At 35.0% G+C, this 21,200-nt stretch carries 22 protein-coding genes; all 22 read right to left on the bottom strand.

Annotation, left to right across the window (positions count from 1 at the left end; translation table 11 throughout):
• Nucleotides 1-6: 6 nt before the first annotated feature.
• Nucleotides 7-339 (bottom strand): YpoC family protein, encoded by a 333-nt coding sequence (locus CKV71_RS07200; protein WP_095105241.1) that lies wholly within the window; start codon nucleotides 337-339, stop codon nucleotides 7-9.
• Between the two features lie 13 nt (nucleotides 340-352).
• Entirely contained in the window at nucleotides 353-1,024 is a 672-nt protein-coding gene (nth, locus tag CKV71_RS07195) for an endonuclease III (RefSeq protein WP_095105239.1), read from the bottom strand.
• A gap of 4 nt (nucleotides 1,025-1,028) precedes the next feature.
• Complete coding sequence (locus tag CKV71_RS07190; protein WP_095105237.1) at nucleotides 1,029-1,706, bottom strand: DnaD domain-containing protein; 678 nt, start codon at nucleotides 1,704-1,706, stop codon at nucleotides 1,029-1,031.
• Nucleotides 1,707-1,816: 110 nt separating this feature from the next.
• The gene (asnS, locus tag CKV71_RS07185; protein ID WP_095105234.1) at nucleotides 1,817-3,109 is read right to left on the bottom strand and encodes an asparagine--tRNA ligase; all 1,293 of its coding nucleotides are present in this window, start codon (nucleotides 3,107-3,109) and stop codon (nucleotides 1,817-1,819) included.
• A 183-nt stretch (nucleotides 3,110-3,292) separates the two neighbouring features.
• Complete coding sequence (locus CKV71_RS07180) at nucleotides 3,293-5,980, bottom strand: helicase C-terminal domain-containing protein (protein ID WP_095105230.1); 2,688 nt, start codon at nucleotides 5,978-5,980, stop codon at nucleotides 3,293-3,295.
• A 15-nt stretch (nucleotides 5,981-5,995) separates the two neighbouring features.
• Nucleotides 5,996-6,967: a biotin--[acetyl-CoA-carboxylase] ligase gene (locus CKV71_RS07175; RefSeq protein WP_095105226.1), complete on the bottom strand. Its 972-nt coding sequence runs from the start codon at nucleotides 6,965-6,967 to the stop codon at nucleotides 5,996-5,998.
• Nucleotides 6,954-8,156 (bottom strand): CCA tRNA nucleotidyltransferase, encoded by a 1,203-nt coding sequence (locus CKV71_RS07170; RefSeq protein WP_095105224.1) that lies wholly within the window; start codon nucleotides 8,154-8,156, stop codon nucleotides 6,954-6,956. The genes CKV71_RS07175 and CKV71_RS07170 overlap by 14 nt, the downstream gene beginning before the upstream one ends.
• Nucleotides 8,157-8,158: 2 nt before the next feature.
• Nucleotides 8,159-9,280 (bottom strand): N-acetyl-alpha-D-glucosaminyl L-malate synthase BshA, encoded by a 1,122-nt coding sequence (gene bshA, locus CKV71_RS07165; RefSeq protein ID WP_095105222.1) that lies wholly within the window; start codon nucleotides 9,278-9,280, stop codon nucleotides 8,159-8,161.
• A 26-nt stretch (nucleotides 9,281-9,306) separates the two neighbouring features.
• On the bottom strand, nucleotides 9,307-9,624 hold the full coding sequence (locus tag CKV71_RS07160; RefSeq protein WP_095105220.1) for a nucleotide pyrophosphohydrolase: 318 nt from the start codon (nucleotides 9,622-9,624) through the stop codon (nucleotides 9,307-9,309).
• Nucleotides 9,625-9,754: 130 nt separating this feature from the next.
• Nucleotides 9,755-10,459: a zinc metallopeptidase gene (locus tag CKV71_RS07155; RefSeq protein WP_095105216.1), complete on the bottom strand. Its 705-nt coding sequence runs from the start codon at nucleotides 10,457-10,459 to the stop codon at nucleotides 9,755-9,757.
• Between the two features lie 26 nt (nucleotides 10,460-10,485).
• Complete coding sequence (locus CKV71_RS07150) at nucleotides 10,486-11,100, bottom strand: DUF1405 domain-containing protein (protein WP_095105210.1); 615 nt, start codon at nucleotides 11,098-11,100, stop codon at nucleotides 10,486-10,488.
• A 4-nt stretch (nucleotides 11,101-11,104) separates the two neighbouring features.
• Nucleotides 11,105-11,662 carry a YpiB family protein gene (locus CKV71_RS07145; RefSeq protein WP_095105204.1) on the bottom strand — a complete coding sequence of 186 codons (558 nt, stop codon included), beginning with the start codon at nucleotides 11,660-11,662 and terminating at the stop codon, nucleotides 11,105-11,107.
• Between the two features lie 18 nt (nucleotides 11,663-11,680).
• A complete protein-coding gene (locus tag CKV71_RS07140) occupies nucleotides 11,681-12,928 on the bottom strand; it encodes a tetratricopeptide repeat protein (RefSeq protein WP_095105198.1) in 1,248 nt (415 codons plus the stop codon).
• A gap of 4 nt (nucleotides 12,929-12,932) precedes the next feature.
• A complete protein-coding gene (aroA, locus tag CKV71_RS07135) occupies nucleotides 12,933-14,231 on the bottom strand; it encodes a 3-phosphoshikimate 1-carboxyvinyltransferase (protein WP_095105197.1) in 1,299 nt (432 codons plus the stop codon).
• Between the two features lie 9 nt (nucleotides 14,232-14,240).
• A complete protein-coding gene (gene aroB, locus CKV71_RS07130) occupies nucleotides 14,241-15,317 on the bottom strand; it encodes a 3-dehydroquinate synthase (RefSeq protein ID WP_095105195.1) in 1,077 nt (358 codons plus the stop codon).
• Nucleotides 15,318-15,335: 18 nt separating this feature from the next.
• Nucleotides 15,336-16,502, bottom strand: a complete 1,167-nt coding sequence (gene aroC / locus CKV71_RS07125; RefSeq protein ID WP_095105194.1) for a chorismate synthase — start codon at nucleotides 16,500-16,502, stop codon at nucleotides 15,336-15,338.
• A gap of 225 nt (nucleotides 16,503-16,727) precedes the next feature.
• A complete protein-coding gene (ndk, locus tag CKV71_RS07120) occupies nucleotides 16,728-17,180 on the bottom strand; it encodes a nucleoside-diphosphate kinase (RefSeq protein ID WP_015900350.1) in 453 nt (150 codons plus the stop codon).
• Between the two features lie 105 nt (nucleotides 17,181-17,285).
• Entirely contained in the window at nucleotides 17,286-18,242 is a 957-nt protein-coding gene (locus tag CKV71_RS07115; RefSeq protein WP_095105192.1) for a polyprenyl synthetase family protein, read from the bottom strand.
• Nucleotide 18,243: 1 nt separating this feature from the next.
• Entirely contained in the window at nucleotides 18,244-18,969 is a 726-nt protein-coding gene (locus CKV71_RS07110; RefSeq protein WP_095105191.1) for a demethylmenaquinone methyltransferase, read from the bottom strand.
• Nucleotide 18,970: 1 nt separating this feature from the next.
• The gene (locus tag CKV71_RS07105; protein ID WP_095105189.1) at nucleotides 18,971-19,543 is read right to left on the bottom strand and encodes a heptaprenyl diphosphate synthase component 1; all 573 of its coding nucleotides are present in this window, start codon (nucleotides 19,541-19,543) and stop codon (nucleotides 18,971-18,973) included.
• 214 nt (nucleotides 19,544-19,757) lie between these two features.
• Entirely contained in the window at nucleotides 19,758-20,030 is a 273-nt protein-coding gene (locus CKV71_RS07100; RefSeq protein ID WP_047131051.1) for an HU family DNA-binding protein, read from the bottom strand.
• Nucleotides 20,031-20,200: 170 nt separating this feature from the next.
• Complete coding sequence (locus CKV71_RS07095) at nucleotides 20,201-21,199, bottom strand: NAD(P)H-dependent glycerol-3-phosphate dehydrogenase (protein WP_095105188.1); 999 nt, start codon at nucleotides 21,197-21,199, stop codon at nucleotides 20,201-20,203.
• Between the last annotated feature and the right edge of the window lies 1 nt (nucleotide 21,200).

The following is a 21,200-nucleotide window of genomic DNA, read 5'->3' as shown; positions in this document are numbered from 1 at the left end:
CTTTTTTTATTGCTTTCGATGAGATTGTCTTACTTTATAGGCGGCATTCATTTTAATCAGTTCTGAAACTAAAGTTTTCATTTGTCGATATCCCATAAAATGATGGCGACGCGCTTCTATATAATTAAAGCGTTCTTTGAAATTAATAGGCACAATCGGGTAATTTTCAATTTCTTCAAAATTAATAACAGAAATATTATTAATTTGACAGAAGTAATTTTGAATTAAATCTAAGTAATCATCAAGTTGGCTTTTCCCTTCCGGAGAAGTCAATTTTTTATTTTTAGCAAGCTGATCCAAAATCACTTCTTTTTCTTCGAAGTCAGCTTTTGTAAGCATTTATAAATTCCTCCTATGATCGAGCAGCTTCTTGCTTAATTTTCTGTCTGTAACGTTTTTGTCCTTCTCTGCAATCATCGAATAACGGACAAATATCACATTTAGGGGCGCGTGCTAAACAATGATAACGCCCAAAAAAGATAAGTTGATGATGGCTTTTAGTCCATCTGTCTTTAGGAATAATAGAACAAAGTCTATTTTCAACTTCTTTCACACTATCTTTCCAACGACAAATCCCTAATCTTTTAGAAACTCTTTCAACGTGAGTATCCACTGCTAAAGCTGGTTCACCGAAAGCAACACTCATCACTACATTTGCCGTCTTTCTCCCTACACCAGCTAAACTTTCTAAGTCAGTACGGTTGTGCGGAATTTTTCCGTCAAATTTATCAATTAAGGAACGACAAAGTTTTTGTATATTCTTAGCTTTATTACGATATAAACCAATTGAGCGGATGTCTTGTTCTAATTCATTAAGATTCACATCAAGGTAGTCTTGAGGAGTTTGATACTTTTTAAATAAATGAGCTGTAACTTTGTTGACCAGCACGTCAGTACACTGTGCAGATAACAATACAGCTATGGTCAGTTCAAAGGGATTGTTATGCTTTAATTCGCACTCTGCATCAGGAAACATGTCAGCAATGACATCAATCATGCTTAAAGCTTTTTTCTTGCTTAACATATCATTAGTCCCCCTCTCCATTCAGCCAGTCGAATTTAGGAATGTTTTTCACGGTATGCTTCATCTGTGGTGTAGTATATTGCTGGCTGATTTTTTTAGAATCATCTACTGTTTTGACATTATGTTTTTTCCAATTCAAAAGGATACGATCGATATATTTGAAATTTACTTTATCTAGACTTAAAGCCTCGTTTACGGCTGCTTGTATAACTGATATATCGTGTTTATCCACGTCTATCCATTGATTTAAAGTATCAATTTCTATAGGTGAAAGTGGTCTGCCGAAGGATTGTTCAATAAATTGAAATAGCTCCTTGAAAGCTTCCTTATCATCATTTCGTTTATCATTTAACTCTTGCGCTTGCAATATTTTATTAAATGCTTGGTAAAACCCCTCTAAGTCCATAAATTCTGCAAACCGTCCATCTTCGTCTTTTTGAACGGTAAGGTTGAACAGTCCGAGTTGAATTAAATGTTGAATCACGGTAGTAATTTCACGTTCTTTCATCGTCGTACCTTGACTTAAGTACTGAATAGAAGGTTGTTTATTTGAATGTTCATTTTCATAAATCAACTTTAATAATATAACTAAATCTGTTTCAGTCAGACCTAGTTCATAATAATGATCCAATAGTTCTCTTCTAATAACGACAGGTCGTTTTCTTAAAAAATCAATATTCAAATATACTTCCCCTTTCTATATTTTCATCTATTTAAAAGAGTCCAGTCGAATGACTTATAGACGTATCATTTGACTGGACCATTATATGATTTATATTTAACTATTAGATATTATGGGTACAAACGATTTAATAAACGTGGGAATGGAGCAGTTTCTCTAACGTGTTCAACGCCAGAAATCCATGCCACTGTTCTTTCTAAACCTAAACCGAAGCCACTATGCGGCACTGAACCGTAGCGACGTAAGTCTAAATAATAGTTGTAACTTTCACGATCTAATTGGTGTTCTTCAATACGTTGTTCCAATAAATCTAAATCATTAATACGTTCTGAACCACCAATAATTTCACCATAACCTTCTGGAGCAATTAAATCAGCACATAATACAGTTTCCTCATTTTCAGGATTTGGCTGCATATAGAATGGTTTGATTTTAGTTGGATAATTAGTAATGAAAACAGGCAAATCGAAATGATTAGCAATCGCCGTTTCATGTGGCGCACCAAAATCTTCGCCCCATTCGATATCATCGAAACCTTGTTCTTTCAAGTATTCAATGGCATCATCGTAAGATATACGTGGGAATGGCGCTTGAACTTTTTCTAATTTAGAAGTATCTCTGTCTAAAGTTTTCAATTCAAGTTCGCAGTTTTTAAGTACAGATTGAACAACATGTGTAACATATTGTTCTTGAACTTCTAAACTGTCAGCATGTTCATAGAATGCCATTTCGCCTTCAATCATCCAAAATTCGATTAAGTGACGACGCGTTTTAGATTTCTCTGCACGGAAAGTCGGTCCGAATGAGAAAACTTTGCCATAAGCCATAGCTGCAGCTTCAAGGTATAATTGTCCACTTTGAGATAAGAAAGCATCTTCATCAAAGTATTTTGTATGGAATAATTCACTTGTACCTTCTGGAGCACTTGCTGTTAAAATTGGCGGATCAATCTTAACGAAACCAGTGTCATGGAAAAACTCATAAGTAGCACGAATAATTTCATTACGAATTTTCATTACTGCATGTTGTTTTTTTGAACGTAACCATAAATGACGGTGATCCATTAAGAATTCAGTACCATGATTTTTTGGTGTAATCGGATAATCATGTGCTTCTTGAATGACCTCAATTGATTTGACTTGCATTTCATAGCCTAAATCTGAGCGATTATCCTCTGAAATGGTACCTGTCACGTAAAGTGATGATTCTTGAGTAATATTTTTTGCAGTAGCAAATGTTTCTTCATCGACTTCTGATTTTACTACTACGCCTTGCATGAATCCTGTTCCGTCACGTAGTTGTAAGAAAGCAATCTTACCGCTAGAACGTTTATTATGCAGCCAAGCACCGATAGTGACTTCTTGGCCGATATGATTCTTAGCATCTTTAATTGTAGTCTTCATAACCAAACTCCTATACTTCATTTGTATTATTTTAAGTTCTTTAATTATAGAACTTTATCTCGGGACAATGAAATAATCTCAATTCAAGATTATTTCTATCCCCCTTTCATTCTACGTTTTATTAATTCAAACCCGTCCTTATTTTATCAAAATTATGCTATTACTGCTAGTTGCTAATTTTGACTAAGCTTTTAATTTCTTTAAAATTTTGCCGAATTGTTGAATATTGCCATTCACTTTCTTAAATGATTCTAATGCTTGGGTGAAAAAGTGTTGATAATTACTTTTTATCAAACGATCATCGAAAGACACTACAATACCTTTATCTTTTTCGTTTCTGATTAAACGGCCTAAGCCTTGTCTGAATCGAATTACAGCATCTGGTAAAACATAGTCTTTAAAAGTCGACACAAATTCTGAATCCATAAGCCAATATTTAGTGTTATTTTGATTCATAAACGGCAACTTCGCTATCATCACACATTTAATACCTTCTCCTTGAAAATCAAAGCCTTCAAAGAAAGTACCAGTGCCTAGTAAAATCGATTTATCAAAATTATTGAACTGCTGCGCAATTTTATAATTTTGATTATTATTTTGTTGTGAAAGAATAATATAATCTTCGAAATCAGGTAAATCATTCAATAACTCTTGTACGTGATACATCATTTTATAACTTGTAAAGAGTACTAAACACTTAGATTGTGTTTCATTTACATACTCACTGATATAACTTACAATCGCATGCTCATATTTCTCTACATCCTTGTAATGATAAGGTGCTACATCATTTGGAATGAATATGGTTGCTTTATTATCGTTTTTAACGACATCATCGATAATAAAGGTATTAAAGTGTTCATCTTCTTTAAACCAATTTTTAAATGAATCAAATGAGCGATTAAATGTAAGCGTGCCAGAAATAAAGGTCAGCGCCTTGAATTTATCTACTATACGTTCTGTCAGTATCTCTCTTACTTTATAATCTTTAACATAAATCGTAATAGTAGATTTTTGTTCTAAGTTTTTAATAGATAAGAAACAAGTATGGCCATCTTTGAGACTCTGTTCAATGGCACGAAAATGATCGTTTAAATATAAGAGATGTTTGCGAATAGATTTAATAGTTTTATGACTCATCCCGTTAAAATATTCTAGCGTTAAATTAAGGCTGTGAATAATTTCATGGATATCTTTTAAAATTGGTGCAGTATCAAAATCGTTCACAAAATGTATTTTATGATTATCATCATCATGGATATCTGAATCATGGATGATATCAAAGATAGTTGTAAACAGTTTTTCATTAAGTTCGTGAATGTCGTTGATAGCATTCTTTAATCCGAAAATATCAATCGGTGGAATGTCTAATCTTTCTAGAATACGCTTTTGTTCTAAATGATCTACTGCTTTTAATAATTTTTCATTTTCAGTTTTACCGATAAGTCCTAATTGATACTTGATATCAGAATAACTTAACTCGTTGGTTACTTGATCTAATGCATAATCAGGTAAGCGGTGTGCTTCATCTACTATACAATCTTCAAACAATTGATAAATTTTATTTTCTTGTGAAGCATGAATTAAATGAGCATGATTGGTAATGCCGATTTGAATATTTTGAGCGTTTCTTTTTAAGAAATTATAGTAATGAATATCATTGCGGACAGGTACATAAGTTTCTGCTTTTTGTTCTAAATACATCTTTTGTCCGCCCTTGAGATTCAACTCTTGAATATCTCCAGTTTCTGTTTGGGTAATCCACACTAGTAATTCCATTTTTAATAGCGAAACATCATAATTTTGTGTTTCATCTTTTAAAATTTGACTGATTAAACCTAAAGAAATATAATCTTTTCTGCTTTTAATAATTGCAGCATTAATACGGTATCCTAATACTTGTTCAAGTGTCGGAATGTCTTGTTCTAACAACTGATTTTGCAATAATTTTGTATTAGTCGAAATCATCACATGCTGTTTTGTTTCAATGTTATACATTAAAGCTGCTATTAAATAGGCTAATGATTTACCAGAACCTAGAGGTGCTTCTATCAGTGCTTTTTCACTGTGCATCAGTTGATCTAGTATCGTTTCAGCCAGATACAATTGTTGTGGACGATAAGTGTATCCTAAGGCCTCAATCACTTTATTATAAAAAGTTTCAGTTGAACCTTCAAAGTCTACTGAAGGTGATTTTAGATCTTTTTGCTTTTTATAAATAATTTGCTCAAATTGATCAAATTCCTTGCCTAAGGGCTGCGTCTCTCTTTGTCGCACCATTTCGAATATGACATCATGCAGCTGATATTTTAAGTCTTTGCTGAGGTAATAAAGTTGTTTCAAGGTATCAGTCGGCAAAGCATACAACACTTCAAACGCTTTAATCATCAATTTAGCAGTTGTAGCAGCATCTTCATCAGCTCGATGCGCATTCTCTAACGGTATATCATGATATTCTGCCAACTCACTAAGTTGGTAGCTTTTATCTGTTGGAAAAGCGATTTTAAAGAGTTCCACTGTATCAATCACTTTTCTAGGTTGATAAGAAATGTTGCATCTCTTAAAAGCTCTCTTCAAGAACGTCAAATCAAAGGCTACATTATGTGCAACGAAAACACTATCTTTCATCAAGTCGTATACGTCCTCGGCTATCTCATTAAAATAAGGTGCTTGAGTCAGCATTTGATCTTCAATAGAGGTAAGTGCCTGTATAAAAGGCGGTATTTCTAAGTCAGTTTTAATTAACGAGTGATAGGAACCGACAATTTCAAAGTCTTTAACAAAAGTGATTCCGATTTGTATGATGTCATCGTAATCCTTTTGATTACCGGTTGTTTCTAAATCTACCACTGCATAACTTGTTTGACTCACATTATCGCCTCCTTTCTATAAATCTATATCTGCACTCATTAAGCGATGTTTTTCGCCTTGTTCATCTTCTACAAGTAAAAAACCGTCTTTATCAATACTGATAGCTTTACCTGAGAATTGTTTATCATTCTCCGTAAACTTCAATTTTCTATTCCAGATATTTGAATGTTTCACATATTCTTCACGAATAGATTCGAACGGTACGGTTAAGAATTGAATATAGCGTGTTTTCATATTTTCTAATAATAAAGTTAAAAATGCGTAACGGTCTATCTTTTCATCTGCGTGGTTATAAATACTTGTTGCACGGTGAGCTATTTCTTGCGGAAAATCACTTGCTTCTTGATTCATGTTAATACCTATTCCACAAATGACGGCTTCAATACCATCACTGTTCGCTGACATTTCAGTTAGAAAGCCACATACTTTTTTAGGGCCGATATAGATATCATTTGGCCATTTTACAGCGACATCATCTATAGAAAAAGCTTGTATCGTTTCTCTGATTGCCAGTGCCATAAATAAGTTGAAAGTCGTAATCATCGAAAACGGCACATTGGGACGAAATACTGCACTCATCCATAACCCTTTGCCTTTAGCAGAGTCCCATGGTCTGTTAAAGCGACCTCGTCCTTTTGTTTGTTCATTACTTAATACTAGAATGGCATCATGGTTGCCTACCAATTTTTGCTTGGCAGCCAGTTGTGTTGAGTCGATAGTAGGATAAACAAAAGTTTCTTGAAAGAAACCTTGTTCTGCAGTAATTTTTTCTACAATGCCTGGATACCAAGTATCAGCGAGTTGCTGAAGTTGATGTCCTTTATGGTTTACTGAATTAATTTCACAGCCTTCAGCTTTTAATTGATCAATAATTTTCTTAACTGAAGTGCGGGAGATATTTAATTGTTCCGCAATATATTGTCCAGAAACATATTCTGGTTGATTTTCATGTAATATTTGTACGACATCTTGACTATATTTCGACATGTGTTTTCACCCAATTTACAATTTCACTTTTTTTGTTAGGCACCTCTTGGTTAATAATTGCGCATTCTATTTTTCTAAGTACTTCTTTCAACCAAGGACCGCCCTTTAAGTCTAAAGCCTCTAATATATCTTTACCATTAACCATCATATCACTACGTTGATGGATAATTAAATTTTGATCTATTTCCTTTAAGGTTTCGTGGTTAAAGATTAAGGGATGACTTAATTCTAATCCATTAGCGCTTAAAGTATTGCTCATATCTAGTATATAAGATAGTACAGAGATACCATAATCATAAACGAAAACGCGTAATTCTTTTTTTGTTTTAATGTTTGGCAACGCTTCAAAGATATTAATAAATTGATGGATTGCTTTTTTACTGTCATTACTTATCTTTAATTGTGACAAAGCAACCTCACTTGGTTCTTTAAAAAGCAGTAATGCGATAAGTAATTCAAATTTGATAGGCTCCTTCACTTTAATTGCTGCTGTGTTAAATGCTTTGAAAAAAGGAACAAATTTGAAAAATTCTAGTTGATTGAGCAAAGGGTAAACAAGTGGTGCATCAACGCCTTCTAATAATTTACGCAGCTCAACAATAATGCGTTCGATGGATAAAAATGCTGTATCCTCCATTTTATCTGCCATTGCTTGATAAGTAGCAGGATCGATTTGAAATTGCAATTGAGATTTAAAACGCAAACCACGTAAAATACGTAAAGCATCCTCATCAAAACGTTCTTCAGCGTTGCCCACTGTTTTGATTACTTTATTTTTAATATCGTTATAGCCATTAAAGAAATCTTTAATTTCAAAATGTTCGTCCATTGCAATGGCATTGATAGTAAAATCACGGCGTTCAACATCTTGGTACAAATCTCTCACAAAGCGTACTTCGCTAGGTCGGCGATGATCTTTGTATTCCCCCTCAGCTCTGAAAGTGGTCACTTCATAATTCTCATGGTTGTATACCACATTGATAGTGCCGTGTTCTTTACCAATCGGAATAGTATGGTCGAATATAGCTTCTATCTCTTCAGGAGCAGCACTCGTTGTAATATCAATATCATGAATAGGACGGCCCATTAAATAATCACGTACAGAGCCGCCTACATAGTATGCTTCATAACCGCTTTCTTGAATTTGTTGTAAGATTGGAGCGGATTGTAAAAATAAATCTTTATTCATCATTATTCCTCTAACATTTGTTTATAGTAATATTCATATTGATCAGCAATAAAGTCTGAATTAAATCGTTCTGCAATATCGGCTAACATATTTTTACGCATTTCTGCATAGAGCTCTTCGTCTGTTAATAACTGAATCGCATACTGGCTTGCACGTTCGCTGTCGCCGATATCGACTACAAATCCAGTTTCCTCATGTTTGATTACTTCTTTAATACCGCCTGCTGTTGAGCCTATAGGGATTACCCCTGTTTTCATTGCTTCAAGAAGTGTCAGACCAAAGCTTTCTTTTTCACTAAGCAGTAGAACTAAATCGGACATTTGATAAAATTGGTTAACAAACTCTTGCTTTCCTAAAAATAGTACATCATCTAAAATACCTAAGTCGCGTGCCAGACGTTTCATTTCCATTAATTCCGGACCATCTCCTAAGAGAAGCAATTTAGAAGGAATTTTATCATGTACCTTTTTAAAAGTTTCTAAAATAGTATCGATACGTTTAACTTGTCTGAAGTTAGAAACATGAATCAATACTTTTTCATCTGAAGCAATTCCGTACATTTCCTTTAATTTCTCATTTCGTTGTGTAGGAAAATCAATTTCACGTACAAAGTTATAGATAGGTATGATTTCCTTTTTAGTTCCTATAATATCTTGCGTTTGTTTTGCTAGAGATTGACTGACACTTGTCACTACATCACTATTTTCAATTCCGAATTTGATTGCATCTTTTAATGAATGATCATAGCCGAGTACTGTGATGTCTGTACCATGTAGTGTAGTCATGATCTTGACATCTTTACCGGACATTTGACGTCCTAATATACCGCAAATTGCATGAGGCACCGCGTAGTGCATATGCAAGATATCTAAGTCATATTCTTTGATAACAGATGCGATTTTAGTACTGAGACTAATATCATAAGGTGGATATTGAAATACTGCATATTGGTTGACTTCAACTTGGTGGAAAGTGATATTTGGAAGCGGCTTTCGTATACGAAATGGCAGATTTGAAGTGATAAAGTGCACATCGTGGCCTCGTTCTGCAAGTATTATCCCAAGTTCAGTAGCAATAATGCCCGAACCTCCCATAGATGGATAACATGTGATTCCTATTTTCATATCTCGTGACTCTCCTTTATATACCTTTACTTACGTTCAAAGCGATTTTTATCTCGCGTATTAAACTTTTCCATTGTTTCATTAAAGCTTTCTGTCATATCAATATCCAGAGAGTTGGCAATGCATAATAATACAAATAAATTATCGCCTAATTCAGCTTTAATTGTATTTTCTTCTTCTGTATCTTTCTTTTTCTTTTCTCCGTAGACATGATTGATTTCTCGAGCCAACTCGCCTACTTCTTCAGTCAAGCGAGCTAAGTTAGCAAGTGGTGAGAAGTAACCAGCTTTAAATTGACCTATGTACTGATCAACTTCTTTTTGCATTTCTTCCATTGATTTCATTCTCAATCATCTCCTTTTTCTAATATTTATAGTATATCTCATATTTTTTAGATATGCATTTTTAGCGGATTTTAAGCAGATAAAAAGCCCTGTCATTTTACTGACAAGGCTTGAATATGAGTATTGAGTTTTAATTATCACTTGAACGCGCGATTAAGATAAATCTTAAGAGTTCAGCTACAGCAACAGCAGTTGAAGCAACATATGTCATTGCAGCGGCTGTTAGCACTTTACGCGCATGTTTGTATTCTTTGTCATTAACGATATGCAATTCTTGAATATTTCTCATTGCACGTTTACTTGCATCGAATTCTACAGGCAAGGTAATAATTGAAAACAGTACTGCGAATGCCATTAGGAAAATACCAATCCATAAGGCTGTAGTACCAATTCCTTTTGCCATTTGCATAGTTGTTAAAATGATACCTGCCATAATCAAGAGATATGATAAATTACTTCCGATGTTTGCTAATGGGAACAAAGCATTTCTGAAACGCAAGAAGAAATATCCTTGCTGATGCTGAATAGCATGTCCCACTTCGTGTGCTGCTACAGCAGTACCAGCAACAGATGGACGACTGTAGTTCGCAGGAGATAAACGAATTACTTTTTTAGATGGGTCATAATGGTCTGATAAGAAACCTTCGCCTTCTAAAACATCTACATCATTTATACCATTGGCGCTCAAAATTTCTTCAGCCACTTCTCGTCCAGTTTTGCCGCTTGTAGAACGAACTTGTGAATACTTTTCATAAGTTGATTTAACTTTGTGTTGTGCCCACATCGGTAAAATCATTAATATAACAAAATAAATAATAAGACTAATGAAAGACAAAATTCTCACTCCTTTATAACATTATTTTACTGAGAACGTAAAGGTTGGTCAAACAATTTGTGCTGTATCCATTTTCTTAAGCAGAAGTATAATATTATACTAATACTACTTAAAATAAAAGCAATATACGCTACTATTTCTAGATGCGCATCTATGAATGGATAAAATGGAAATTGCATAAAGACATAATCTATTAAATCATTATGGAAAATCCATATCACCGCTACGAGTCCTCCGAGCAAAGTAATCTTAAATCTTGGATAGAAAATAATCGCTTCCATCGCCATAATGCCATGAGAAACCAAGAGCATCAAACCGTTAATCGAAACCTCGTTATATTGATAGAATAAAATGAGGTTCATAATGACAGCCCAAACACCGTACTTGATTAATGTAGTAAAGGCGAGCGCTTCTATTACGGAACTATTTTTTCCGAATAAGAAAAGAACTAAGACAATACATAAAAATAGTGATGCTGTGGGGCTATCAGGTATAAATATTTGAAAATACCACGGTGCAGTCTTTAATTGGCTTCCGTACCAAATGTAACCGTAGATTGTTCCTAGAATATTGCAAATTAAAGCAAATAAAAGAAACGGACGAGAATATAACGCCCATCTCCACCAATTCATTAAGGTCATAATTTTAATCCTTTGTTGGAAAGTTGATAGATTTTGATTTTAAAGTATTTAGCAAATGCGACAATCTGTAGAAGTATTCGGAATCATGAATTTGCAAGCTGATATCGATGGTATTTTGCAAGCGATTAATCAAGGATATTTCAGCTTGCGGTGTCATAGTTACTGCATATAAATCATGTAAGTGCAAAGAGTAGTCAGGAGATATCAGCAACTGAGATAAGAGTATTTCATCCATTCTAGCATCTCTTTGCGGTAAATTGATTTTAATATCAAACTTTGGAAACTGATAAGCAATATGTCTGAATATCTCATTCGTATTTCTGTAGTCTACTTGATTGTCATAGTATTGTATTGCTGTTGCTTCTGTTTCTGAAACAGAAAGTTCAAGCGTATGGTGATTAGGTATAGGTTGGTCAACAAAATAAATATTATCTAATCGTCTGAAATCGGATTTTATGAGATTGAGCAGCCATACACTGATTCTAGACTTGAATTTATATTGAAATAACAAGTATTCAATGAAATTCCTTTTCTTTAAACTAAGCGCTTCGTTATCAATCATTTTTTATTCACCAACATCTTAATATAATTGGAGACGTTCTGCTTCTTGTTGCCATTCATCATTATTTGGATCTAATTCTAATAATTGAGGCAACAATACTTTAGCTTGTTCGATTTGACCAGTTTCGATAAGGAAGAAATAATAATCGCCAAGGAAATCCGGATTATTTTCATAAGTAGGTTTAGCCATATCAAAGAAATGCTGTGCTTCTTTGTCTCTTTCTTCTGCTCCTAAGGCATAGGCTAAATTCCACATGAATCTCGGGTCTAAATCGTCCTCGTCAGCAAATTGCATCAACGAAATAATGCCTTCATTATTTTCTTGAGTCCGATATAGACTACTTAATTCTATTAAAGGCTCTTGATAAGAACTATCAAGTTCCAGTGCTTTAAGTAAATGCTCAATCCCATCTTCTTGGTTGCCGTGATCTATTTCGATTTTACCTGTAGAAAGCATTAATTCTTTATAGAACTGATTAAGACGCAAGCCTTCGTTACCTACTTCGATTGCAGATTTATAATCTTTTTGCTGCAAGTAAAGTTGTTGAATGTAGAAGTAACCTTGCATAAAATCAGGATCTTTATCCATTAAGGTAGCCATAATTTTAACTGCTTCTTGCAATAAATCATTTTTTTCATAAGCAAGCGCTTTCTTCATATAATCTTCAGAGGACATATCCTGTTCTGAAATTTCATCGTAAAGTTTAACAGCGTCATCATAGTTGCCGCTTTGCAGCGCACTATCAGCTAATCGAGCGTACAAGTTTACGCCGTTGACCATATACTCTCCCGTTTCGAGAACTGTTTCATATTCAGCTGATGCACGCAAATACTGTCCATCAAAATACATGAGTTCTGCTAATGCAAAATGCAAGACAGGATCGTTAGGCTCGAGTTCAATTGCTTCTTCGATTTTATCAATCGCTACTTCCAGCATATTAATTTGTTGATATAAATCTGCTTCTAACATTAATCTTTCAGTAGTTAATTCGGCTTGACTCAAATGTTCTAAAGCTTCATCTGTTTTATCTTCTGCTATTAATCCCTCAATAAAATAACTTAACAATTCTGTTTCGTCAGGGAATTTATTATAAAGCGCGCGGAACACTTCCAATCCTTGTGGGGTTAAACCATAATTATACAGCGTTTCTCCAAGTAAGAATAAAGTATCATCATCTGCTGTAGTAATCGCTTGTTCTACTCGACTATCCAGATTATCTATTTTTTGAAGATGAATATCATCGATTAATTTATTTGTGTCTTCCATCATATTATCCTTTCTGAGAAATCGATTTTAGTAGAGGTAAGAATTCAGGGAACGAAGTATTGACTGAATTGAAATTTTTAATACTCAGAGCTTCTTCACTTAATAAAGACGCAATCGCGAGTGTCATTCCTATCCGATGATCCGTATAAGAGCTGACTTCAGCCGCATGCTCAAATTGAGACGGATGAATAATAAACCCGTCATTGGTTGGATGTACTTCAAAACCGAGCAAGCCTAATTCATCTGACGTCGTTTCTATACGGTTCGTCTCTTTGTATTTCAATTCTTCAGCATCTTTAATGATGCTAGAACCGTTTGCTTGGGTGCATAAAAGTGCCACAACAGGAATTTCATCAATTGCACGTGTAATCAGTTCGCCAGATAGCTTTGCGGGTTGTAAATCTGGTGTATATTGAATCCGAATTGAAGCGGTAGGTTCTGCAGTTTGCGTTTCATTAATAATTTCAATGTTACCTTTCATTTCTTTTACAATATCAATAATACCCGAGCGTGTCGAATTCATGCCTACATTATGAATTGTAATATCACTGCCTGGTGTTATCAATGCAGCTACAATAAAGAATGCAGCCGATGAAATATCACCAGGAACAGTAAAATCTTCAGCTTGAATGGAGGTAATAGCGTTTGGAACCGTTTCAATATGCATGCCGTCCACTTTTAACGGAATGTGGTAATGCTCAAACATGGTTTCTGTATGGTTTCGCGTGATTCCTATCTCTGTAATGCTAGATTGAGTTGATGAAAAAAGACTGGCGAATAAGATGGCGCTCTTTACTTGTGCGCTGGCTACAGGCATTTTATAATCGATGCCGTGCAATGCAGCTTTACTGATAACGAGCGGTGTATAATTGTTATCTATTCCTTCTATTGCAGCTCCCATTTCTGTTAACGGCTGAATAACACGATTCATAGGGCGTTTGCCAATGGATTCATCCCCTGAAAGTACAGACGGTATTCCCAAGCCGCTTAATAAGCCGGCCATAATTCTCGTAGTCGTTCCGGAATTACCAGTATACAGTGCTTGATGTGGTGTTTGGAATTTTTGATATCCAGGAGAAGTGACGACTACTCGGTTGTTTTGAATATCGAAATCTACACCTAATAATTCAAAGATTTTCATAGTTCTCAAACAATCTTCGGCAAGAAGCGGTTTTTCAATGACAGATTGCCCCTCTGCTAAGGAACTTAACATGATTGCACGGTGTGTCATTGATTTATCTCCAGGAACTTCGAATTCCCCTTTCAAGGGCCCTGTTAAGTTTATTGTTTCGGTTTTAGTCATTCATTTCACTCACTTTAGGTAATTTTGTAAGGTATAAAAAGCTTTCTCGATAATATCTTCCTCTACGTGTGTCACTTCAGGTTGACCAATTTCTTTTAATAATACCATTTGAATACCAGTTGCATCGTTTTTCTTATCTTTCGACATTAATTTAATGATAGCGTCAAAATTACTATTTAAAACTGTATTAAAGGGATAATCAAGTGCTTCGAAATAATTAATATAGTGTTGAATATCAAAATCTGTAGCCAATACTTCATTTGCGACAACAAATTGATATAAGATACCAATCATTACCGCATGACCATGAGGTATCTTTTGATCATACTCTATTGCATGGCCGAAGGTATGTCCTAAATTCAGAAATTTACGCATCCCTTTTTCGCGTTCGTCTTGTACCACGATATCTAATTTAGTTTGAATACCTTTAAGCAGGAATGCATCCATATCTTGTAAAGAGGAAAGCGCCGCTTTATTTGGAAAGGTTGCTTCAATGGCTCTTTGATCTTGCTCTCCATTAAGTAGTGCATGTTTGTACACTTCAGCGTAACCACTAGATATTTCAGTATAAGGCAAAGTTTCTAAGAAATCCAAATCATATAGAACAGCTTTAGGACGGTAGAATACACCGACTAAGTTTTTACCTTGAGGAGTATTAATCCCTACTTTACCTCCCACACTTGAATCGTGTGCTAATATAGTTGTCGGTACTTGAATAAAGTCCACGCCTCGAAGTAAAGTTGCAGCCACAAATCCTGCAAAGTCACCTGTTACTCCGCCACCTATAGCAACAATACAAGTATTTCTGGTAATTCCTTGGTCTAAGATGTGTTCAATTATATGTTGGTAGACTGGAAATGTTTTAGTCGTTTCGTTACCTTCAACTTTCAAGATATGCGTGAACTGTTCAGAGTGGGTAGATGCTAAAGCTTGTTGTATTTTTTCTGGTACGGCTTTTTCAACATTTTTATCCACTATAAAAACAACATCACGATAGGCAGAAAGCAGTTGATTTAGTTCGAAAATAGCATTGTGATCGATTATTATCGGATAGTTATTATCCTTATAAGTTGTCATTAATTGCATAAGCATTCACCTATTTTTTTAAAATTCAATATTGCGCAGACGTCTTTCATTTACTTGTTGTTCTAATTGCTCCATGTAATTAGATTGGAATTCTTCTAATAATGTTTTAGTGATTTCAAATGCTACAGCATGTTCGCATACAATGCTTGCTGCAGGCACAGCGCAACTATCAGAACGTTCAATAGTAGCTTTAAAAGGTTCTTTAGTTTCTATATCTACAGAAGCTAATGGTTTATAAAGAGTAGGAATAGGTTTCATCACGCCATTCACTACGATAGGCATGCCATTGCTCATACCGCCTTCTAAGCCGCCTAAATGATTAGAACCGCGCGTATAACCTTCTTCATCATTGTACAAGATAGGATCTTGAATTTGGCTGCCAGGTTTCTCTGCAGCTTTGAAGCCTTCTCCAAAGCTGACACCTTTGAAGGCATTGATGCCGACTACGCCTTGAGCAATTCTACCGTCTAATTTACGATCATAATGCACATAGCTTCCCACACCGACAGGCATATTTTCCACAATAACTTGTACCACACCACCTAGAGAATCTCCGTCTTTTTTAGCTTGATCGATTTTATTACGGATTTCCTGAGCTTTATCTTCATTGATGACTCTGACATCATTATTGTCTTCATATTTTTTTATTGTATCTAAATCATATTCAGCATCGTCTTTAATGCCGCCGATTTCAACTACACGGCTCAGTACATTTATACCTAGCTGTTGTAACAAGAGTTTACAAACTGCACCGACAGCTACACGAGCGGCAGTTTCTCGTGCGGATGATCTTTCAAGGACATTTCTTAAATCTCGGTGATTATATTTAATACCGCCGACTAAATCTGCATGACCTGGACGAGGTTTAGAAATAGTACGTTTCATTTGTTCTTGTTCCTCTTCTGAAATAGGTGCTACGCCCATTATATTTCTCCAATGAGTGAAATCGTCATTTGTTACGATAATGGTTACAGGACTGCCTAATGTATAGCCGTTTCTTACTCCTGAAACAATTTCTACTGCATCTTTTTCAATTTTCATTCTGCGACCGCGACCGTAACCACCTTGGCGTTTGAACATTTCTTTATTAATATCTTCTGCAGTTATTTTTAAATTGGCCGGAACACCTTCGATAATTACTGTTAGTTGAGGACCATGGGATTCTCCCGAGGTTAAAAATCTCATTACGCATTCACTCCATTCCATTATTTGAGTAATCTATTTATAAGTATACCCTCTATCATATCATAGGTAAAAAGTAGGCAGAACAATAGATTTAATAAAAGATAAAGAATTTAGAATGTTTTGATAACTTTTTTGACAGAAAGTGAAAAAACAAACCAGATTGAAATTACGAATTTCAATCTGGTTTGTTTGGATAAAATGAATTTTTAAATGTATACTTTTATATTAATTTTCGTATAACCATTCTTCGTCGTTTGCAGTATAAACACTGAGCTCGTTAGGTTCGAACCATAGGCTGATTTCTCTCTTAGCAGATTCAACTGAATCTGAACCGTGGATAACGTTACGGCCTACTGTAAGACCTAAATCGCCTCTGATTGTGCCAGGGGCTGCTTCAGTTGGATTTGTTTTACCAATCATATTTCTTGTTACTTCTACAACGTTTTCTCCTTCTACTACCATAGCAAATACAGGTGCTGAAGTAATAAATGATACTAACCCTTCGTAGAATGGCTTATCAGCATGTTCACCGTAATGTGTTTCTGCTTTTTCTTTGGAAACAGTCATAAATTTCCCGCCAACAAGTTTTAATCCTTTTTTCTCTAAACGAGTGATGATTTCACCGACTAATTTGCGTTGAACGCCGTCTGGTTTAATCATTAGAAAAGTTCTTTCCATTTCTCAAATCCTCCTGAATCAATGTGTATTTTAGTGCATTTAATTAAATACAATATAAGTTTAACAGTTTAGTGAAACGCTTTCAATAAATATTTCACGCTTTTACTAAGTGTTTCGTGATTCCATACGCTTGATTAACTTTTTAAACCAAGTTGATGCGGGGCTCGTTTCTAACTCTCCTAATAAATCCAAGGCTTTGTTCAAATAATGTTTACTTATAGATTTTGATTGTTCAATACTTTCAGATGAACGGATATAACGCACACAATATTCAAAGTCTTCTTTAGGACTTTCTGGACCTAATGAGTCAACCAAAGCTTTGAATTGTGGATTCTTTCGTCTTTCTAGGAGTACGGGCAACGTCAGATGACCATTCATTAAATCACTGCCTACGGGTTTGCCTAGCTGCTTTTCAGTACTTGTAAAATCTAAGACATCATCAACAATTTGAAAGCTCATTCCTATATAATGCCCAATTCTTTTCAGCTTGTTCGCTGTTTTTAAATCCGCATCAGCTGATAATGCACCGAGTTCAGTTGCTAATTGAATCAACAAGGCTGTTTTACGATTAATTCTGCGAAGATAATTTGTAATAGTCTGCTTAGTGTTGAATTGATCTTGGAATTGGAATAATTCACCTCGGCAAACATCGATAATCGCATTGGATAAAATCATATGTATCCTTTTATCTTGAATCGAAGAAATATGATTAAGAGCAAGTGCTAACAGATAATTGCCTGTTAAGATAGCAGTCTCTTGGTCCCACTTCTTGCTGATTGTATAGCGTCCTCTTCTTTTATCGCTGCGATCAATGACATCATCATGAACTAAAGTTGCCATGTGAATAAGTTCTAAAGAAACAGCAATTTTATATGTTTCTTCATTACGTGGATGTAATCCATATTCACTACTCAAGACAACAAAAGAAGGACGGACCCTTTTGCCGCCTGAAGATAGCAAATGTAAAGAGGCTTCTTCTAAGATAGGATTTTCACTTTTTATTGTATTTTTTAATTCTTTTTCAATTTTCTTGATTTCTTTATTAATGTTCAACTTCTCCACATTAATCACCTTTTGCAGTTTCTTTTTCCTTATACCCTAAATGCATCGCAGCTACCCCGCCAGTAAAACTTTTAACTTCAATGTTTTTAAATCCAGCAAGTTGGAATAGCGCTTTGAGCTCATCGCGGTCTGGGAAGTTGAAAGCCGATTGTTGCAACCATTCGTATTCTTCTTTTGATTTTGCAAAAAGTTTTCCGAAAATAGGCATTACAAATTTGAAGTAAAGTTGATAACCTTGTTTGAATACTGGGATTGTAGGTTGGCTTGTTTCTAAACAAACTGCCATTCCGCCTGGTTTAAGCACGCGGTTCATTTCTTTTAACGCAATAACGTAATCAGGAATGTTACGTAAACCGAAACCAATAGTAACATAATCAAATTCATTATCTTCAAATGGCAAATTCATTGCATCGCCTTGGACAAGTTGAATATTAGACATGTTTTTCGTTTTTTCTTCACCGACTTTTAACATGTTTTCACTGAAGTCTAAGCCGATAACTTCACCTGAAGGCCCTACAGCCTTGCTTAATGCAATTGTCCAATCTGCAGTACCGCAGCATACATCTAACGCTTTACTGCCTTTTTTGACTTGCATTGCTTTCATAACGCGTTTGCGCCAAACTTTATGCTGTTCAAAACTGATAATGTTGTTTAGTTTATCGTAGTTTGTAGATATATTCTGAAATACCGTATGAACTTTTTCTTTTTCTGCTTTATTTTTCGCCATTTTAATTACCTCTACTTTGTTTGATATTGCAATTCATTTCTTCAAAAACTTGGTTAAGCTCTATCTCAGAATATCCTTTTAAATAAGAAGGATGATGTTGTGCAGCATAAGCAGTTAAGCGCTCTGTCACTTCATCGAGTTCTGCATGCGGTTTAAAATGTTGAATTGTAATGATCGGAAATATAGTTTCAATATACAAAACTGCATTTTTCATTTCTTCTCTATCCAGCTTTTTATAATGCAATGAAGTTTTGTATTCATTTACCTTTATAATAGCACTGCTCATTGCTTCCAGATAAACTGAATCATTAATTTCGGCAGTAAGCGTATAAAAATGCGCACTGATTAAATCACCGATTAAAATCGCATTTTTCGACAAATTATTACCTGAAATGGAATCGAGATGACTCATTGATGTATCTATCGCGAGGCATGCCAATTTTGCTTGAATCGGAATGTTTTGTTCATCAAGTACATGAGCCAATTGCTGGTTATATTGAACTGGCTCATGACGCTGTATACCATTAAGTTTTTGTTGTATTTGGTTTTTTAATGTACTTAATGTTGAATCCATGTCTGCACCTCACGTTATTAATCAATAATCATCTTAACATTATATATACAAAAATAAAATCACTTTTGTTCAACTGAGGAATATATTCAAATTTCTAGAACTTTTCGTGCACAATTATTCGTTTGGTACTTTAATAATTTAACTGAGTATGTATTTTTAAATAGATAAAAAGAAAAGCCCCGAAAAAGGGCTTTTCATTTAAGTATTGAATTCATTATTTAACTGCATCTTTCAATGCTTTACCAGCTTTGAATGCAGGAACCTTGCTAGCTGGAATATCGATTTCTTTACCAGTTTGCGGGTTGCGACCTTTACGGGCAGCGCGTTCGCGTACTTCGAAGTTACCGAAACCAATCAATTGTACTTTTTCACCTTTAGATAATGAGTTTTGAATTGATTCGAATACAGCATCAACTGCTAAACCAGCTTCTTTTTTTGTTAATTCAGCTTGTTCTGCAACAGCGTTAATTAAATCTGTTTTGTTCATTATGAGTCACCTCCCCAAGGGTTTGGTAATGATATTGTTATATCATTATGCTATGACTTTAACACAAGGACTGTAGCTACCGCAATCATTTACAAGCGCAAAACCGCGATTTATAAGGATTTTTGCCAGTCTATGTGTAATTATACTATATATGGAAAATAATATATTTGTTATTCTGACTTTTTATCTCTACCCATAAGCAATTTAAGGCTCTTATCTAATGGCACATTTTCGAACAAGACGCCGTAAAGTGCCGAAGTAATAGGCATTTCAATATTTTTTTGTTTCGCTAAATGGTAGACAGATTCAGTTGTGTAAAATCCTTCAGCAACCATGCTCATTTCTGATAGTGCTTCGTCTACTGTTTTTCCTTGACCAATTTTATAGCCGAGCGTATAGTTTCTTGAATGGGTAGACGTACAAGTTACGATTAAGTCCCCTATACCGCCTAATCCTAAGAAAGTCATTGGATCAGCGCCTAATTCTTCGCCTAAGCGACTGATTTCAGCTAATCCTCTTGTCATTAAAGCTGCTTTAGCATTATCTCCAAATCCCATGCCTGCAACAATACCGCTTGCTACCGCGATTATATTTTTTAAAGCGCCTCCTAGTTCTACCCCTACTAAATCATCGTTAGTATAAACACGTAAATAATCATTCATAAATAAATCTTGAATTTGTTTGCTTACTTTAGGATCTGCAGAAGAAGCTGCTACGGTTGTTGGTTGTTGAATCACTACTTCTTCAGCATGGCTAGGTCCAGATAACACACCGATGCCACCGTTGTGTTCTGGAGAAAGTGAATCTTCAATCATTTCAGAAACACGTTCAAAAGTGGAGTTTTCAATCCCTTTGGCAACATGGATAAATGTTTTTTTGCTGTCTAATTCCGCATCAATTTGCTGTACTACTTCTCTAATAGCTTTTGTTGGTAAAGCAATTAAATAAGTATCTGAAAATTGAGTAGCTTCTTTAAGGTTTTGAGTTGCTTTAATTGCTTTATCTAAATGTGCTTCATTCAAATAACGTGAATTTGTATGAAATTGATTGATTTCCTCGATGGTTTGTTTGTTTTTTCCCCACATTAAGACGTCGTGGCCGTTTTGTGCAAGTACATTAGCAAGTGCAGTACCAAAACTGCCTGTACCAAATACAGCAACGTTACTCATA

The sequence above is a fragment of the Staphylococcus piscifermentans genome (assembly GCF_900186985.1).
GTDB lineage: Bacteria > Bacillota > Bacilli > Staphylococcales > Staphylococcaceae > Staphylococcus > Staphylococcus piscifermentans.
Note: the sequence above shows the minus strand (reverse complement) of the source record. Positions and strands in the feature narration are given on the sequence as shown.

What these genes read in the sequence shown, in the direction of transcription:
- aroC (WP_095105194.1), bottom strand. Translation starts at nt 16,502, where the DNA reads ATGAGATTTTTAACCTCGGGAGAATCCCATGGTCCTCAACTAACAGTA.
- bshA (WP_095105222.1), bottom strand. Translation starts at nt 9,280, where the DNA reads ATGAAAATAGGAATCACATGTTATCCATCTATGGGAGGTTCGGGCATT.
- nth (WP_095105239.1), bottom strand. Translation starts at nt 1,024, where the DNA reads ATGTTAAGCAAGAAAAAAGCTTTAAGCATGATTGATGTCATTGCTGAC.
- CKV71_RS07145 (WP_095105204.1), bottom strand. Translation starts at nt 11,662, where the DNA reads ATGATTGATAACGAAGCGCTTAGTTTAAAGAAAAGGAATTTCATTGAA.
- CKV71_RS07105 (WP_095105189.1), bottom strand. Translation starts at nt 19,543, where the DNA reads ATGGATTCAACATTAAGTACATTAAAAAACCAAATACAACAAAAACTT.
- CKV71_RS07150 (WP_095105210.1), bottom strand. Translation starts at nt 11,100, where the DNA reads ATGACCTTAATGAATTGGTGGAGATGGGCGTTATATTCTCGTCCGTTT.
- CKV71_RS07140 (WP_095105198.1), bottom strand. Translation starts at nt 12,928, where the DNA reads ATGGAAGACACAAATAAATTAATCGATGATATTCATCTTCAAAAAATA.
- ndk (WP_015900350.1), bottom strand. Translation starts at nt 17,180, where the DNA reads ATGGAAAGAACTTTTCTAATGATTAAACCAGACGGCGTTCAACGCAAA.
- CKV71_RS07160 (WP_095105220.1), bottom strand. Translation starts at nt 9,624, where the DNA reads ATGAAATCAATGGAAGAAATGCAAAAAGAAGTTGATCAGTACATAGGT.
- aroA (WP_095105197.1), bottom strand. Translation starts at nt 14,231, where the DNA reads ATGACTAAAACCGAAACAATAAACTTAACAGGGCCCTTGAAAGGGGAA.
- CKV71_RS07100 (WP_047131051.1), bottom strand. Translation starts at nt 20,030, where the DNA reads ATGAACAAAACAGATTTAATTAACGCTGTTGCAGAACAAGCTGAATTA.
- CKV71_RS07175 (WP_095105226.1), bottom strand. Translation starts at nt 6,967, where the DNA reads ATGTCGAAATATAGTCAAGATGTCGTACAAATATTACATGAAAATCAA.
- CKV71_RS07110 (WP_095105191.1), bottom strand. Translation starts at nt 18,969, where the DNA reads ATGGCGAAAAATAAAGCAGAAAAAGAAAAAGTTCATACGGTATTTCAG.
- aroB (WP_095105195.1), bottom strand. Translation starts at nt 15,317, where the DNA reads ATGCAATTAATGACAACTTATAAGGATAATAACTATCCGATAATAATC.
- CKV71_RS07200 (WP_095105241.1), bottom strand. Translation starts at nt 339, where the DNA reads ATGCTTACAAAAGCTGACTTCGAAGAAAAAGAAGTGATTTTGGATCAG.
- CKV71_RS07095 (WP_095105188.1), bottom strand. Translation starts at nt 21,199, where the DNA reads ATGAGTAACGTTGCTGTATTTGGTACAGGCAGTTTTGGTACTGCACTT.
- CKV71_RS07170 (WP_095105224.1), bottom strand. Translation starts at nt 8,156, where the DNA reads ATGAATAAAGATTTATTTTTACAATCCGCTCCAATCTTACAACAAATT.
- asnS (WP_095105234.1), bottom strand. Translation starts at nt 3,109, where the DNA reads ATGAAGACTACAATTAAAGATGCTAAGAATCATATCGGCCAAGAAGTC.